The 15,057-nt window shown below is 42.7% G+C and carries 17 protein-coding genes; 8 read left to right on the top strand and 9 right to left on the bottom strand.

All coding sequences use genetic code 11. The annotated features are described in order from the left end of the window. The first annotated feature begins 26 nt into the window (after positions 1-26). Positions 27-809, top strand: coding sequence for a DUF547 domain-containing protein (locus ACFI6G_RS10965; RefSeq protein ID WP_010434460.1), 783 nt, complete (start codon positions 27-29; stop codon positions 807-809). 100 nt (positions 810-909) lie between these two features. On the opposite strand, the gene ACFI6G_RS10960 is transcribed toward ACFI6G_RS10965, so the two are convergent. Together ACFI6G_RS10960 and djlA are read right to left on the bottom strand one after the other, a co-directional pair. Beyond that, on the bottom strand, positions 910-1,455 hold the full coding sequence (locus ACFI6G_RS10960) for a DUF924 family protein (protein WP_016792094.1): 546 nt from the start codon (positions 1,453-1,455) through the stop codon (positions 910-912). Positions 1,456-1,512: 57 nt separating this feature from the next. Further along, positions 1,513-2,367, bottom strand: a complete 855-nt coding sequence (gene djlA, locus ACFI6G_RS10955) for a co-chaperone DjlA (RefSeq protein WP_016767779.1) — start codon at positions 2,365-2,367, stop codon at positions 1,513-1,515. A 149-nt stretch (positions 2,368-2,516) separates the two neighbouring features. Between djlA and lptD the strand changes: the two genes are divergently transcribed. The 6 genes from lptD to ACFI6G_RS10925 all read left to right on the top strand — a co-directional run bounded on the left by lptD (position 2,517) and on the right by ACFI6G_RS10925 (position 9,303). Beyond that, positions 2,517-4,859 (top strand): LPS assembly protein LptD, encoded by a 2,343-nt coding sequence (lptD, locus tag ACFI6G_RS10950; protein ID WP_081304404.1) that lies wholly within the window; start codon positions 2,517-2,519, stop codon positions 4,857-4,859. 43 nt (positions 4,860-4,902) lie between these two features. Further along, positions 4,903-6,198, top strand: coding sequence for a peptidylprolyl isomerase SurA (gene surA, locus ACFI6G_RS10945; RefSeq protein ID WP_016788301.1), 1,296 nt, complete (start codon positions 4,903-4,905; stop codon positions 6,196-6,198). Continuing rightward, positions 6,188-7,177, top strand: a complete 990-nt coding sequence (gene pdxA, locus ACFI6G_RS10940; RefSeq protein WP_065612363.1) for a 4-hydroxythreonine-4-phosphate dehydrogenase PdxA — start codon at positions 6,188-6,190, stop codon at positions 7,175-7,177. The genes surA and pdxA overlap by 11 nt, the downstream gene beginning before the upstream one ends. Then, entirely contained in the window at positions 7,174-7,989 is an 816-nt protein-coding gene (rsmA, locus tag ACFI6G_RS10935; protein ID WP_016788302.1) for a 16S rRNA (adenine(1518)-N(6)/adenine(1519)-N(6))-dimethyltransferase RsmA, read from the top strand. The genes pdxA and rsmA overlap by 4 nt, the downstream gene beginning before the upstream one ends. A 98-nt stretch (positions 7,990-8,087) precedes the next feature. After that, on the top strand, positions 8,088-8,468 hold the full coding sequence (gene apaG, locus ACFI6G_RS10930; RefSeq protein WP_016767783.1) for a Co2+/Mg2+ efflux protein ApaG: 381 nt from the start codon (positions 8,088-8,090) through the stop codon (positions 8,466-8,468). 31 nt (positions 8,469-8,499) lie between these two features. Continuing rightward, entirely contained in the window at positions 8,500-9,303 is an 804-nt protein-coding gene (locus ACFI6G_RS10925; protein WP_016789714.1) for a symmetrical bis(5'-nucleosyl)-tetraphosphatase, read from the top strand. Positions 9,304-9,356: 53 nt separating this feature from the next. Here ACFI6G_RS10925 and folA read toward each other — a convergent pair whose 3' ends face one another. The 6 genes from folA to rplU form a co-directional block, all read right to left on the bottom strand. Next, on the bottom strand, positions 9,357-9,887 hold the full coding sequence (gene folA, locus ACFI6G_RS10920) for a type 3 dihydrofolate reductase (protein WP_016789715.1): 531 nt from the start codon (positions 9,885-9,887) through the stop codon (positions 9,357-9,359). A gap of 71 nt (positions 9,888-9,958) precedes the next feature. Further along, the gene (locus ACFI6G_RS10915) at positions 9,959-10,432 is read right to left on the bottom strand and encodes a threonine/serine exporter family protein (protein ID WP_016767785.1); all 474 of its coding nucleotides are present in this window, start codon (positions 10,430-10,432) and stop codon (positions 9,959-9,961) included. Beyond that, positions 10,432-11,199, bottom strand: coding sequence for a threonine/serine exporter family protein (locus tag ACFI6G_RS10910; protein WP_010434431.1), 768 nt, complete (start codon positions 11,197-11,199; stop codon positions 10,432-10,434). Before ACFI6G_RS10910 ends, ACFI6G_RS10915 begins: the two co-directional genes overlap by 1 nt. 166 nt (positions 11,200-11,365) lie before the next feature. Then, positions 11,366-12,538 (bottom strand): Obg family GTPase CgtA, encoded by a 1,173-nt coding sequence (gene cgtA, locus ACFI6G_RS10905; RefSeq protein ID WP_010434429.1) that lies wholly within the window; start codon positions 12,536-12,538, stop codon positions 11,366-11,368. 324 nt (positions 12,539-12,862) lie between these two features. After that, positions 12,863-13,120, bottom strand: coding sequence for a 50S ribosomal protein L27 (gene rpmA / locus ACFI6G_RS10900; RefSeq protein ID WP_004735905.1), 258 nt, complete (start codon positions 13,118-13,120; stop codon positions 12,863-12,865). A gap of 19 nt (positions 13,121-13,139) precedes the next feature. Next, on the bottom strand, positions 13,140-13,451 hold the full coding sequence (gene rplU, locus ACFI6G_RS10895) for a 50S ribosomal protein L21 (RefSeq protein WP_004740823.1): 312 nt from the start codon (positions 13,449-13,451) through the stop codon (positions 13,140-13,142). A 268-nt stretch (positions 13,452-13,719) separates the two neighbouring features. Between rplU and ispB the strand changes: the two genes are divergently transcribed. Further along, positions 13,720-14,691 carry an octaprenyl diphosphate synthase gene (gene ispB, locus ACFI6G_RS10890; protein WP_016789716.1) on the top strand — a complete coding sequence of 324 codons (972 nt, stop codon included), beginning with the start codon at positions 13,720-13,722 and terminating at the stop codon, positions 14,689-14,691. Positions 14,692-14,791: 100 nt separating this feature from the next. Here the strand turns inward: ispB and ACFI6G_RS10885 are convergent, their stop codons facing one another. Next, the gene (locus ACFI6G_RS10885) at positions 14,792-14,983 is read right to left on the bottom strand and encodes a hypothetical protein (RefSeq protein ID WP_016790941.1); all 192 of its coding nucleotides are present in this window, start codon (positions 14,981-14,983) and stop codon (positions 14,792-14,794) included. Positions 14,984-15,057 lie beyond the last annotated feature (74 nt).

Below are 15,057 nucleotides of genomic sequence, written 5' to 3'. Positions count from 1 at the left end.
TAGTAGTCAGTCATCAGGAGAATGCCATGAAACAACTACTTGTTATTATCAGCCTACTTTTCTCAACCTTCGCGTGGTCTGCGCCTAAGTCCGAACTTTGGCCTTACTGGAATCAAAGTAATGAAGCCAACTCTGAGCAAGTTTCTCATCAAGATTGGCAACAATTCCTCGATAACTATTTAGTAAAACAAGGTCAACACGCCTTAGTTAGATATCAAACGGTGAGTTCTTCAGACAAAACCAAACTGAAGCAGTACATAAGCCGACTTGAACAGATTGACCCTCTCGACTATCCAAAAGCTGAACAGTATGCCTATTGGGTTAACCTATACAATGCAGTGACTGTTGATTTGATTCTTAATGCATACCCAATTAAATCTATCACTAAGCTCGGCGGACTATTCAGTTTTGGACCTTGGGGAGATGATGTAGTTGCAGTTAATGGAAAGACACTGACACTCAATGATATCGAACATCGAATTTTAAGACCGATTTGGCAAGACCCTCGCACTCATTACGCGGTGAACTGTGCAAGTCTAGGTTGTCCTAATCTACAATCTCAAGCATTTACTTCTGATAATACAGAAATGTTGCTAGAACTCGCTGCAGCTGAATATATCAATAGTGATAAGGGTGTATTGGTTAACAACAACCAGCTTCAATTGTCATCGATTTACGAATGGTTTGCTGTTGATTTTGGCAACCAACAACAACTGATTAAACACTTAGATAAATACAGAACAAAGCCGGTAACGTACACGGGAAAAATAAGTTATGACTATGATTGGTCACTTAACCAAGCAAACTAGTTCTAACGCGAAAGTTAATCACTAAAGCTAAACAAAAAAAGAGGCTAGAGGTTTTATTAACCACTAGCCTCTTATCAATTCTTTGACCGTATATCCACAATTAAAAGCTTGAGTCTGGTTGCTGTAAGAACTCAACTTCCTCAGGAGTCGAAGTTCGACCTAGTACTTCATTGCGGTGGGGGTAACGACCAAAACGCTCAATGATCACCTTGTGCTTAAACTCAAAATCAAGGTTATTCTCTAGCCCTGTCTGGGAAAAAAGCAGCACCGCTTGTTCATGCATCAGCAAAGATTCGCTGTGCATATAAGGCATGTAGAGGAAGCTTTTCTGTTGTTGATTGAGTTGGTGATCAAAGCCACTCGCTACCGCTTCTTGAGCTAGAACCAACGCCATAGGATCTGCAGTAAACGCATCTGGACTATTTCTACCAAGATTCCGAGAAAACTGATCAAGCACGATAATCTCAGCCAAGCGACCCTCTGCTGTCTGACGCCATTCAAATAACTCACCTTGAATGGCGGCTTTGTGCAGTTCAGAAAAACGAGACGCTATCAAAGCGTCAATCTCGGCGCCGCCAGTAAACCAATCTTTAGGCGTCAATTCATCGAACCAAAACTCTAGAACATTCTGATACGTTAACGTCATATAATTCCCTTTAATAAAAAACCGAGTAACTTTGTTATTACTCGGTTTGGTGTTCGATTACTTAAAACCTTTGACCTTCTTTATCAGGTCATAAGCATTTTGAATTTCTTGCGATTTTTCTTTCGCAACATTCATCATCTCAGGCGGTAAGCCCTTCGCCATCAGTTTATCTGGGTGATGCTCATTCATCAATTTACGGTAGGCTTTCTTCACCTCTTTACCATCAGCACTTTCACTCACACCAAGAACCTTATATGCATCGCCAAGCTGGTTCTGTTGCGAAGCCTGTTGCCAACCTGATGATTGCCCATGGCCTTGATTCCCCCCAAAGCTTCCACCTTGCTGTTGGAAACGGAACGCTGCTTCCTGCATCTGCAAGCGGCGCTCTAGTTGCTCTGCCGAAAACCCTAGGCCTTGAGCTATCTTATGCAGAACCTGACGCTCACTCGGGTGCAAGCTTCCATCAGCAAACGCAGCAGAGACTTGTAGCTCTAAAAAGAACTGCAAAAGATCAAAACGACCACCCGATGAGATTTTTACACGCTCAAGTACGTCGCTCAGAGGGAAGTCGCTCTCTTTTCCATCTCGGAATGCATCTTGCGCCGCTTTGCGCTGTTCGCCATGCAGGTTCATGCGTTCCATCATGGTAGAAGCGAGTTGAATCTCTTCCGGCGTTACCTGCCCTTTCGCTTTAGCAACGTGCCCCATAACCGCAAAGGCGGATTTAAAAAACTCGTTCTGTCTTTCTGCTTGGCTTGGACCTCGACCAAAACCAGAACTATTGAAACCAGATTGGTTCAATCGGCGAGCTTTATCGAATTGGTGCCCTAAAAATAGGCCAAAAACTAAACCAAGCGGCCCTCCAAATAGAAAGCCAAAAAAAGCGCCCAAAATTTTGCCAAATATTTGCATTATGTGTTCTCTATCTATGAATTTTGTCTGAGTAATGCTGTCTGATGATGCTGAATGCTAATATTTCCTTTATCATAAGGAAAATGGTTTATTAATTGGATTGATACTAGATCAACCCTTCATCTAGTGACACAGGATAGTTCAACTTCATGCAATGTTTTTCCCGCACCTTGTTAGCCGCGTCGATAACGACAGCGTTATACGTGTCGACAACTCAAGCTGAAACAATTACCGATAGTAGTGTGCAGGAAATGCCCTCTATAGATCAATGCTTGATCGAGCCCGCTGCAGAAAACGAGACACAGCTACCCGCTCATGTTGAGTCAGATCGCTTAGAAGCTATCAATGGTGACAAAGCAATATATTCAGGAGATGTAAGAGTTACGCAAGGAAATAAAACCATTCTTGCTGACAATGTAACTCTACACCAACAAGAAAACATCGTTGTAGCTGAAGGCAACGTAAACTTTAGTGATGGTCAAATCAAGTCAGTGTCAGACAGAGCAACGAATAATCTGACTACAGATGAAATGACGCTAGAAAATACCGATTACGAATTTCTTTGCGAGCCAGGACGTGGTGATGCAGTCTACGTATCGAAGACGGGCAAAGCAGTTTATGAAATCGAAGACGGCTCCATTACCTCTTGCCCTATTGGCGACAACGCCTGGCGCCTAAGAGCATCAAGTATCAGCGTCGACCAGGACGAAGAACAAGCTACTTTCTATAATCCACGCTTTGAGATCCAAAGTGTCCCTGTTTTTTACTTACCGTATTTAACCGTACCAGTCGGTGATACACGTAAAACCGGTTTCTTGTATCCAACCGTGTCATACGGTTCTAGCGATGGTTTTGAAGCGGAGATTCCTGTTTATTGGAACTTAGCTCCAGACTACGATTTGGAAACCACCTTCAAGTATATGCAAGAGCGTGGCACTCAACTTAATAGTAAATTCAGATACTTGAGTGACTTCGGTTCAGGCAGCCTCGAGTCTGAATATTTACCAGACGATCAAAAGTACACAGACAAAGGCGATCGTTGGGGTTTCCAACTAGAACATTCAGGAATATTTCAACAATCTTGGTTGTTCGAAGTCGATTACTCTAAAGTCAGTGATATTGATTACTTTACGGATATGAGCTCAGGAATTGGTAATCGCGAAGATGGCCAACTACTTCAGGAGGGTAAAGCGACGTATCGTTCTCAAAACTGGGATGCATCAGTATTGGTCCGAGACTTCCAAGTCCTCACAACAAGTAATAACTTGCCTTATCGCTTAATGCCACAACTTGAGTATAACTATTATGCTCCTGAGGTGATGGATTACCTAGACTTCGATTTAATCAGTCATGTTTCATTATTCGATACAGACGCCTCGGGCAAGCCATCCGCAACTCGTGTCCACGTTGAACCTGGTATTACGATTCCTGTCGGCAACACCTGGGGTACGTGGACAACAGAAGCTCGATTACTTGGAACTTATTATCAACAGGATCTTGATGGTGTTGACACTGGTTCTGGTTCCGATTACGAAGGCCTAGAGGAATCGGTAAGTCGAGTGATTCCTGAGTTTAGAAGTCACGCTGGTATCGTTCTAGAAAGAGATACCAAGATAGTCAACAACTACACTCAAACACTCGAGCCACAAGTACAGTACCTGTATGTTCCCGAACAAGATCAAAGCGATATTGGCCTTTACGATACAACGCTACTACAGACCGATTACTACGGCTTATTCAGAAGCCGTAAATACAGTGGTGTAGATCGTATTGCAGCGGCAAACCAGATAAGTTATGGCGCGTCATCTCGATTCTTTGATGACGAATATAAAGAACGTCTTAATATCTCTTTTGGTCAAATTTTTTATTTCGACAAAGACACAAAGCAAACTCTGAGCAGCAGCGAAGACTCGGGTGAAAAAACCAATTATTCATCTTGGGCTATTGAAATGGACTTCAACTACGATGATTATCTGTTCTACCATGGTGGCGTGCAATACGACATTGACTCAGCTTCAATGCAACTTGCCAACAGTACACTTGAATACCGCTTTGCTGGTGGTTATATACAAACCAACTATCGCTATGTTACGGAAGAATATATTGAGGATAATGTAGGCGAAAGTATCGATGTTGGGTCAATAACTCGTGATGGTATCTCTCAAGCCGGTTTGCTTGGTGCTTATCAAATTTCGCGGAAGTGGAATGCCAGTGCTCAATACTTCTATGATTTAACGACACAAGAGAATCTAGAGTGGTTGGCTCGCTTGAACTATAAATCAGATTGTTGGTATATCGGATTTACGTATAGCAACCAGTTGACAAATAATATTAGTGATCCAAATACTACACCTGAATATGAAAATAACTTTGGTGTGAATTTCGGTATTGTTGGCTTTGGTACTAATCTAGGCTCTGATTCAGGCGCAGTTGGGGATAGTAGTTCAGACAACTCTCTAAGTTACGGTCGCCCATTCTTCTTAAATAATTAATTCTCTTTATTGATAAAACATCAGTAAATTTAAAGGACTACACATGACATTGTGGAAACGCACATTAATCGCTATCGCATCGGCTTGTACTTTATCTGTAAGCCATGCTGCGCCAGTTGAACTCGATAGCGTAAAAGTGATCGTTAACGAAGGCGTAATTTTACAAAGCGATATCGACGCTTCAATGAAGACGTTACGTGCAAACGCGAAGAAAAGCGGTCAAACATTACCATCACAAGACGTGTTGAATGAGCAAGTTCTAGAAAAATTAATCATTGATACGATTCAAACTCAAGAAGCGGAACGTATTGGCGTTCGTATCGATGACGCTCGACTTGACCAGGCAATTGAAGGTATCGCGAAAGACAACAATCAAACGGTAGAGCAACTTACCGCATCGGTTGCAGAAGAGGGCCTTAGCTACAATGCATTCCGTGAGCAAGTAAGAAAAGAAATTGCAGCCAGTGAAGCTCGTAACGCCTTAGTTCGTCGCCGCATCAACATTCTTCCAGCTGAAGTCGATAACCTAGCAGACATCTTAGCGCAAGAAACTAACGCGACCGTTCAATACAAAATTGGACACATTCAACTTCGCTTTAACGATGACCAAACAAAGGAAGAGCTAGAAGCTCAAGCTAACGATTTAGTTGAAGAGCTAAACTCAGGTAAAGACTTCAGCACCATGGCTTATACTTACTCTAAAGGCCCGAAAGCACTACAAGGTGGTGATTGGGGTTGGATGCGAAAAGAAGAGATGCCAACCATTTTTGCAGACCAAATCAAAATGCAAAACAAAGGCAGCATTATCGGTCCTTTCCGCAGCGGTGTTGGCTTCCATATTTTAAAAATTGAAGACGTAAAAGGCTTAGAAACCGTTGCTGTTACCGAAGTTAATGCACGTCATATCCTGATTAAACCTACCGTAATCCTGAGTGATGACGGTGCCAAAGAACAACTTGAAGAAATCACTCGTCGCGTGAACGCTGGTGAAGCGACCTTTGGAGAGCTTGCTCAGCAGTACAGCCAAGACCCAGGTTCTGCAGTTCAAGATGGCGAACTAGGTTATCAAACGCCTGATTTATATGTTCCAGAGTTCAAACACCAAGTAGAAACTCTTCCTGAAGGGAAAATCAGCGCACCATTTAAAACGGTTCATGGTTGGCACATTGTTGAAGTATTAGACCGCAGAGAAGTTGATCGTACGGATTCTGCTTTGAAGAACAAAGCTTACCAAATACTATTTAACCGTAAGTTCAATGAAGAAGCTGGCGCTTGGCTACAAGAAGTAAGAGCAAGTGCCTTTGTTGAAATGGTTGAGGACGACCAAAATGACAACTAAACGCCTTGTCATTACCGCAGGTGAACCCGCAGGGATAGGTCCAGATTTAACTCTGGCTTTGTCTCAAGAAAGTTGGCCTCATCAACTCGTTGTGTGTGCCGATAAAAATTTACTCGCACAGCGAGCGGAAATGTTAGGGATTGAAGTTGAGCTGTTGGATTACGACCCAATGGCGCCTAAGCAACCCCAACGCTCTGGTACTTTAGTAGTGAAACACGTTCCATTAACTGAAAGAGCCATCGCAGGCCAACTCAACGAAGCTAACGGTCATTACGTATTAAATACTTTAGAAACCGCCGCAATTGGCTGTATGAATGACGAATTTGATGCTATTGTCACCGGCCCTGTTCACAAGGGTGTAATTAACCGAGCTGGCGTTGCTTTTAGCGGTCATACCGAGTTCTTTGCAGAGAAGTCCAATACACCACTCGTGGTGATGATGTTGGCAACTGAAGGGCTGCGTGTTGCATTAGTCACAACGCACATCCCACTAGCTTATGTATCTCAAGCTGTGACCGAAGACAGATTAGAGCAAATTATTGCGATTCTGAATAAAGATTTGGTCGAAAAGTTTGCAATAGAGAAACCAACTATCTACGTGTGTGGCTTAAACCCACATGCAGGTGAAGATGGTTGTTTAGGCCGTGAAGAAATAGAAACCATCACCCCTACGCTAGAAAAAATTCGCCAGAAAGATGGCATCAATTTAGTTGGCCCATTGCCAGCAGACACCATCTTTAATGAAAAATATTTGCAAGATGCAGATGCTGTTTTAGGTATGTATCACGACCAAGTACTCCCTGTATTGAAATACAAAGGGTTTGGTCGCTCAGTGAACATCACACTAGGCTTACCGTTTATTCGTACATCAGTCGATCACGGTACCGCCTTAGACTTGGCAGGGAAAGGCCAAGCCGATACAGGGAGCTTTAGAACAGCGCTCACGCACGCCATTGAATTAGTAGAGAAAAAGCAATGAGAAATGATGTCCACTTAGGGCACAAAGCGCGTAAACGTTTTGGTCAAAACTTCCTTAACGATCCATACATTATAGATGGCATCGTATCGAGTATTAACCCACTACCAGGCCAAAACTTGGTAGAAATTGGCCCTGGTCTTGGTGCTATTACAGAGCCTGTTGGCAAACTTGTCGATAAATTCACAGTAATTGAACTGGATAGAGATCTTGCTGAACGTCTGCGTAATCACCCTGATCTTGCTGAGAAGTTAACGATCTATGAAGGTGATGCAATGAAGTTCGATTTCGAACAACTTGTTAAGCCAAACAACAAGCTACGTATCTTCGGTAACTTGCCATACAACATCTCTACACCATTGATGTTCCATCTTTTTGAGTTCCATAAAGATGTGCAAGACATGCACTTTATGCTTCAAAAAGAAGTGGTGAACCGCCTAGCAGCAGGCCCTGGCACTAAAGCTTATGGTCGTCTAACAGTCATGGCTCAATACTACTGTAAAGTGACACCAGTGCTAGAAGTACCACCAACAGCATTCGTTCCGCCACCAAAAGTAGATTCTGCTGTCGTACGCCTTCAGCCATATGAAGTGCTGCCTTATCCGGCAAAAGATCTTAAATGGTTGGACCGCGTATGTCGCGAAGGTTTTAACCAACGTCGCAAGACAGTACGTAACTGCTACAAAAGCTTAATCAGTAAAGAGGTGCTTGAAGAGTTAGGGGTAAACCCTGGCATGCGCCCTGAAAACCTGACGCTCGAACAGTTTGTCGATATGGCTAACTGGTTGCATGACAGTCACAGCACTGAAAAATAAGTCAAAAGGCTCCTACACTACGGTGAGGGGCCTGTTTTTTATGTAAAACTTTTATAGGGTCTTTTGCCCTTAGCATACCAACAACAAAAGGTGCGAATATGGATATATCTACGCCTTGTATCAAATGTCAGGTTCACTCTAAATACATAGAGGAACAATCTGAACCTACGAAGAACCGCTACGTCTTCGCTTACATCATTACCATCAAAAACCTCAGTAAAACAACGGTACAACTTATGTCACGTCGCTGGCTAATTACTGACTCCAACGGTAAACAACTCACTATTGAAGGTGATGGTGTGGTTGGGCAACAACCTGTGATTGAAGCCAACGATGAATATACTTACACCAGTGGTACCGTCATCGAAACTCCTGTGGGTGTTATGCAAGGTCATTATGTTATGACTGATCACAAAGGCATCGATTTCATAACTGAAGTCGACCCGTTCAGGCTCGCCATCCCTAACATTCTTAATTAGTACACACCTCTACTACTTACAGGAAATTATTTTGTCGAATTACATTGTCGGAGACATTCAAGGGTGCTTCGACGAACTTCAGTTGCTGCTTGAAACTATCAGTTTTGATAAACACAAAGATACTTTATGGGTCGCTGGTGATTTAGTCGCTCGAGGTCCTAAATCATTGGAGACACTACGCTTTATTCGCAACCTTGGTGACGCAGCTAAGGTTGTATTAGGCAATCATGACTTGCATCTACTTGCGGTTTCCTTAGGGCTATTTTCGGCTAAGCCAAAAGATAAAACTCAAACGATCCTTGATGCAGAAGATAGGGAGACGTTACTTGAGTGGCTAAGGCAACAACCTTTAATTCAGGAACATTCAGAGTTCGTAATGTCTCATGCAGGTATCTCACCGCAATGGGATTTAGAACGAGCACGTATCGAAAGCCGAGAAATAGCTGACTTATTAAAATCAGAACAATGGCAATGGCTTATCGAGAATATGTACAGCAATACGCCTGATTTATGGCATCAAGATTTAGAAGGCATTGAGCGCTATCGCTATGCGATCAACAGTCTGACTAGAATGCGATTTTGCTTTACTGATGGTCGACTTGATATGGCCTGTAAACTTCCACCAAACGAAATTACCATTGAGCCTTTGGTACCTTGGTTTGACCTTACACAACGTATAGAACTGGATAAGACGGTTTTATTTGGACACTGGGCTGCATTAGAAGGCTACTCAGGGAAAGATGTGATTGGTTTAGACACAGGGTGTGTTTGGGGAGGACAATTGACGGCACTGCGCTGGGAAGACAGACAGTTTTTCACACAGAAAGCGTTATAACTTGTTAGCTACTAAAATGCTTGCTACCAATTGATAGCAAGCATTCATTATAATTAACGCTCTAGAATAACGAAGTGCATATCAAAGCTATTTCTATCATCATTCATATAATCTTTACTGTATACGCAAGTCCAACCTTCACTTCCCCAGCTAGGAAAGCGAGTGTCACCTTCAATTTCAGCTTCAATAAATGTTAAATATAGTTTATTTGCTATAGGAAGGTAAGATTCATATATAGAACCACCACCTATAACCATTACCTCTTCAACGTCTCCAACAGCTTTCAGAGCTTCCTCTGTAGATGTAACTGTTGTTACCCCGTCGATGGATAACCCAGGATCACGACTGATAACTATATTCTGTCTTCCAGGAAGAGGGCGACCTATAGAATCATAAGTTCTGCGCCCCATAATTACTGGTTTTCCTAGAGTGTGTTTTTTAAACCAAGCAAAATCAGCAGGTAAGTGCCATGGCATGGCATTCTCTTTACCAATAATTCTGTCACCAGCTTCAGGTAAATAAAAACCATTTTCCTTGTCAATTTTCCCACCATGAGCCATAGCTGCAATTAAGCTAATTTTCACAACTCTATACCTCTGTAATTTCTGAGACACAGATTATACCGATTTCCCTCATAGGGTAAATCATTATGCGATTATACTATCGGTCTTCTTCTATAAAAGAGCAGCCCTGGCACCGCTAAGCCAACCGCAAGCCCTGCGATAATAAACATCGATTTCAAAAAGTTCTCCATCAACAAAGCCAATAACTCCGGGTTGTATCCTGCCCGGTTAATTTCAACCATGGCAATCATCGCCTTAAAGGCAAACACACCAGGTACCATGGGAATCAGCGCTGCGACGGTAAACACTTTAGGGTGTGCCAAGAGCTTATGTGACCAATGGACTCCAATCATCCCTACCAGTGTAGCCGCGAAGAACGTCGCCCATTCAATAGGTATGCCGAAATGCATCATTAAATAACGGCTACCGTGGCCAATAGACCCTCCGAGAGCACAGTAGATCAACGCACGTTGTGGTACGTTAAAGACCAATGCAAAGCCGACGGCAGGTATCGCCGCAAAAAACATATCGTTCAGAAGGCCTACCAATAATTCAAAGATAGTCATTAGCTTGCCCACCCCCACACGTCTGAAAGGCTCATCGCTGCAACAATACCTAAGCTTGTCGCTAGGGTTAATAGACTGGCCATGGTAAAACGAGCCAAACCCATATTGATATGGCCTTTAAGCATATCCGCAACAGAGTTAATCAAGGGAAAACCGGGCACTAGCATCAATACTGACGAAGCCATCACGATGGTGGGTTGACCACCAATATTGTAGAGCACCGCCTGAGCAGAGATGGTCGTAGTAACGAATGCCGTAATGGCAAAATTTAGTAGTGGGTTAAAGTGACGGTGACCAATCTCTTGTCTTACGATCATGCCGCAAGCGGATGCAATAAAGGTCATGATGAACACGTGCCAATCGCCGCCAGCAAGATGACTAAAAGAAGCACATGATAATCCAATCATCACTACAACCAGCCAACGGTTATAACGTTCAGGGCTGATCCCTTGGATCTTCTTGTAAGCTAAATCATAATCAAGAATCCCTTTCTCCATCATGATACAAACACGTTGAATCTCTGTTATCACCTGCATATTAATGCCACGATCAGCACAGCTTCTAGTTGTCGTTATACAATGGTCATCCATTACTGTTGTCACGACCAACGCATTGGCTGACAGTGCAACTTCAACCTCATTCACCCCACAAGCGATACCGATACGGCGCATAATATCGCCGACTAATGTGCTCTCTGCACCATGTGCTAATAACATTTGTCCTGATTGAGCGACGAGTCTTGAGATCGCTCTTTGCTTCGATGCCATGATTTCCTTCCCATAGGCGTTAATTATCTAAAGATAAATTTTGCATAAAAAATAGAGAGACGTCATGATTTAGATACAAAAAAACCGCAATTTTCATTGCGGTTTAATAAAACTATCAGCGTATCTTAGAAAAAGTGACTAAAGTGCGCATAAGAAACAGCGAGGATTAGTCACGAACGTAGATAACATGACCGTCATCTTCTTCGTCATCCCAATCATCCCAGTCGTCGTCATCTTCAGTTACGACGTTCTTACCGCTCATTGCATCTTTATGGTAGTCATCCCACATAAAGTTAACTTTTTCTTCTTCTTCAATTGCTTCAACTTCACGAGGTAGGTTCTCCATGAACTCACCCAGTTTAAAGCAAAGATCTTTAGTGCCGATTTTGTTCACTGCAGAGATCTTGAAGTACTCGCCTTCCCAACCCAAAGCTTCAACGATTTCTTGAATTTTTTCATCAGCTTCTTCTTCAGGCATTAAGTCAACTTTGTTAAACACTAACCAACGTGGTTTCTGTGCAACTTTTTCACTGTATTGCTCAAGCTCATCAATGATCGTCAATGCATTCTGAATAGGATCAGAGCCGTCAATCGGCAGAATATCGATCATATGCAGAAGAACACGACAACGCTCAAGGTGTTTCAAGAAGCGAATACCAAGGCCTGCGCCATCAGCTGCGCCTTCGATTAGACCAGGAATGTCGGCAACAACGAAACTCTTCTCAGGAACGACACTCACCACACCCAAACTTGGGATCAACGTAGTAAATGGGTAATCAGCCACTTTTGGTTTCGCAGCAGATACTGAGCGAATAAAGGTAGATTTACCTGCATTTGGTAAGCCAAGCATACCAACATCAGCCAATAGAAGAAGCTCTAAGCGTAGTTCTCGAACTTCGCCTTTAGTACCCATTGTCTTTTGACGAGGAGCACGGTTAACAGACGACTTAAAGCGGGTGTTACCAAGACCATGCCAACCACCTTTACCAACCATTACTTTCTTGCCGTGTTCAGCAACTTCAGCAACGATTTCATTAGTGTGAATGTCAACAGCACGAGTACCTACAGGTACTTTCAGTGTAATATCTTTACCACGTTTACCAGTACAGTTGCCACCGCGGCCATTCTCGCCACGTTCAGCGCTGTAAAAACGTTGGAAACGATAATCGATCAGTGTATTTAAGTTTTCATCAGCTTGAATGTAAACATCACCGCCGTCACCACCATCACCGCCATCAGGACCACCTTTAGCAACGAATTTTTCGCGCCAAAAGCTGACTGTACCATTACCGCCATCACCGGCTTCTATTTTTACTGATGCTTCATCAACGAATTTCATTTTTTAACTCCGCACTTACGTTGCGTTACCACTCATCAAGGAGTGATATAAATTCTAGCAGATCCGAGTTTAGATCGATCACCTAAGATCTAGATCGATCTGCAATCAAGGAACAAATAAGGAGAGGTTCTTTGCTTTACGTGTTTTAAAAACCAAGCTGCTTTTTAAAAACCGAACTGTTTATCAAAAAGCCATACAGCTTCCAAAACCCAAGCCAGAGCGTCTACTTTTTTATTCTCGCTATAAATAAAAAACCCTGCCGAATCGGCAGGGCTTTTGAATTCAGCTTGAAAGCTAGTATAAATAATCTAGTTAAAGATTAAATTACTCAGCTTCGATGCTTACAAACTTGCGGTTTTTAGGACCTTTTACTGCAAATTTCACTTTACCTTCAGTAAGAGCGAAAAGAGTATGGTCTTTACCGATGCCAACGTTTGTGCCAGCGTGGAATTTAGTACCACGTTGACGAACGATGATGTTACCTGCAAGAACAGATTCACCACCAAAACGCTTAACACCAAGACGTTTGCTTTCTGAATCGCGGCCGTTATTAGTAGAACCGCCAGCTTTTTTATGTGCCATTGTTAAACTCTCCTAATACTTAAGCGTTAATGCCAGTGATTTTCACTTCTGTGAACCACTGACGGTGACCAGCTTGCTTGCGAGAGTGCTTACGACGACGGAACTTAACGATTTTTACTTTATCGCCACGACCGTGTTGTACTACTTCCGCAGTAACCTTACCACCTTCTACAAGAGGTGCACCAACAGCGATTTCTTCGCCGTTAGCAACAAGAAGAACTTTATCAAATTCAACAGTTGCACCAGTTTCAACGTCTAATTTCTCTAAACGAAGTGTTTGACCTTCGCTTACTCGGTGTTGTTTGCCACCAGATTGGAAAACAGCGTACATATTTTACTCCGCTTTTTCCGCACAGCCTATGGTTGTTAATTGTACAACTCGGGTGTGCGCTAAACTAATCAATAGGGCGCAGATTCTACGGGAATCATGGCGCTATGACAAGCCATATTTTTAAAATATTGGCGAAAACATGTTCGCCAAAGAAAAGTGCGGCAATGATGCCCTTAAGTGATGTATTAATCAACGTTTTTTAGTGTATTATTCAACAATTAAATACAACGTATAAGCCTTACAGGGTCTAACTTCAGCCGGATGAACAATGGATTTTAAAGCTATCCAAACGCTTACTGCCAATGATATGGCAAAAGTGAATGAAACAATTCAAGCCCAACTTAATTCTGACGTAAGTTTAATCAACCAGCTTGGTTTTTATATCGTTAGCGGCGGTGGCAAACGCCTACGTCCTTTGCTTGCTCTTTTATCTGCTCGTGCTCTTGGTTATCAGGGTGAAGCTCATATCACCTCTGCGGCCTTTATTGAATTTATTCACACAGCAACTTTGCTTCATGATGATGTCGTCGACGAATCGGACATGCGACGTGGTAAAGCGACAGCCAATGCTGCTTTCGGTAATGCCGCTAGCGTTTTAGTTGGAGATTTTATTTACACTCGCTCATTTCAGATGATGACAACGCTAGGATCTTTAAAGATCCTCGAGCTAATGAGTGAAGCGGTAAACGTGATTGCCGAGGGTGAAGTTCAACAATTGATGAACTGTAACAACCCCGACACCACAGAAGAAAGCTACATGCAAGTCATCTACTCTAAGACAGCTCGCCTGTTTGAAGCTGCAACACAAATCGGCGCAATTCTCACAGAGTCGTCACCTGAAATCGAAACAGCAATGCAGAACTACGGTAAATATCTAGGTACCGCATTCCAACTGATTGATGATGTGATGGATTACACAGCTGATGGTAAAGAGATGGGTAAGAACGTTGGTGACGATCTTGCCGAAGGCAAACCAACACTGCCTCTACTTTACGCAATGCATAATGGCTCTCCAGAACAAGCAAGTATGATTCGTGAGGCTATTGAAAAAGCCAATGGCATGGAACGTCTTGACGATATTATGGCTGTTATGAAAGAAACAGGTTCTTTGGAGTACACTACAAATAAAGCTTATGAAGAAGCAGATAAAGCCATAACTGAGCTTGCTGTGCTTCCTGACTCAGAATATAAGCAAGCATTAATTACGCTCGCACATCTTGCTGTTAAACGTAGTAAGTGATTCCGACGTCATTAGCAGTAGAATAACGACACGCTATAAATAAACAAAAGAGCCTCAGGGCTCTTTTTTGGTTTTAGCGTCTTGTGCGAGTTAAAGCCAATCAATATCTGCTCGACTCTAGAGATAACGGCTGCTCAGTTTCAATTTCTTCAAGCTCAGCCATTGGCACTGCGTACTGGAATTGTCCGCTGTAAGTCTCCACTAGGGCAAATTGTTCTTGTTCATCAATAACCAATATTTTCCCCAAACGCCCTAAATATTCGACATTCATTCCTTTTTGAACACTAGACATAACTTTTCCTCTAACTTAGCTATAGAGACCGTTACGAATCGCTTGAGCTAAAGGATCAAAAAAGCCGATCACAA

Source organism: Vibrio sp. PSi01 (assembly GCF_054960695.1).
The sequence above is the reverse complement of the archived record's forward strand: the minus strand, read 5'-3'. Positions and strand labels throughout refer to the sequence as shown.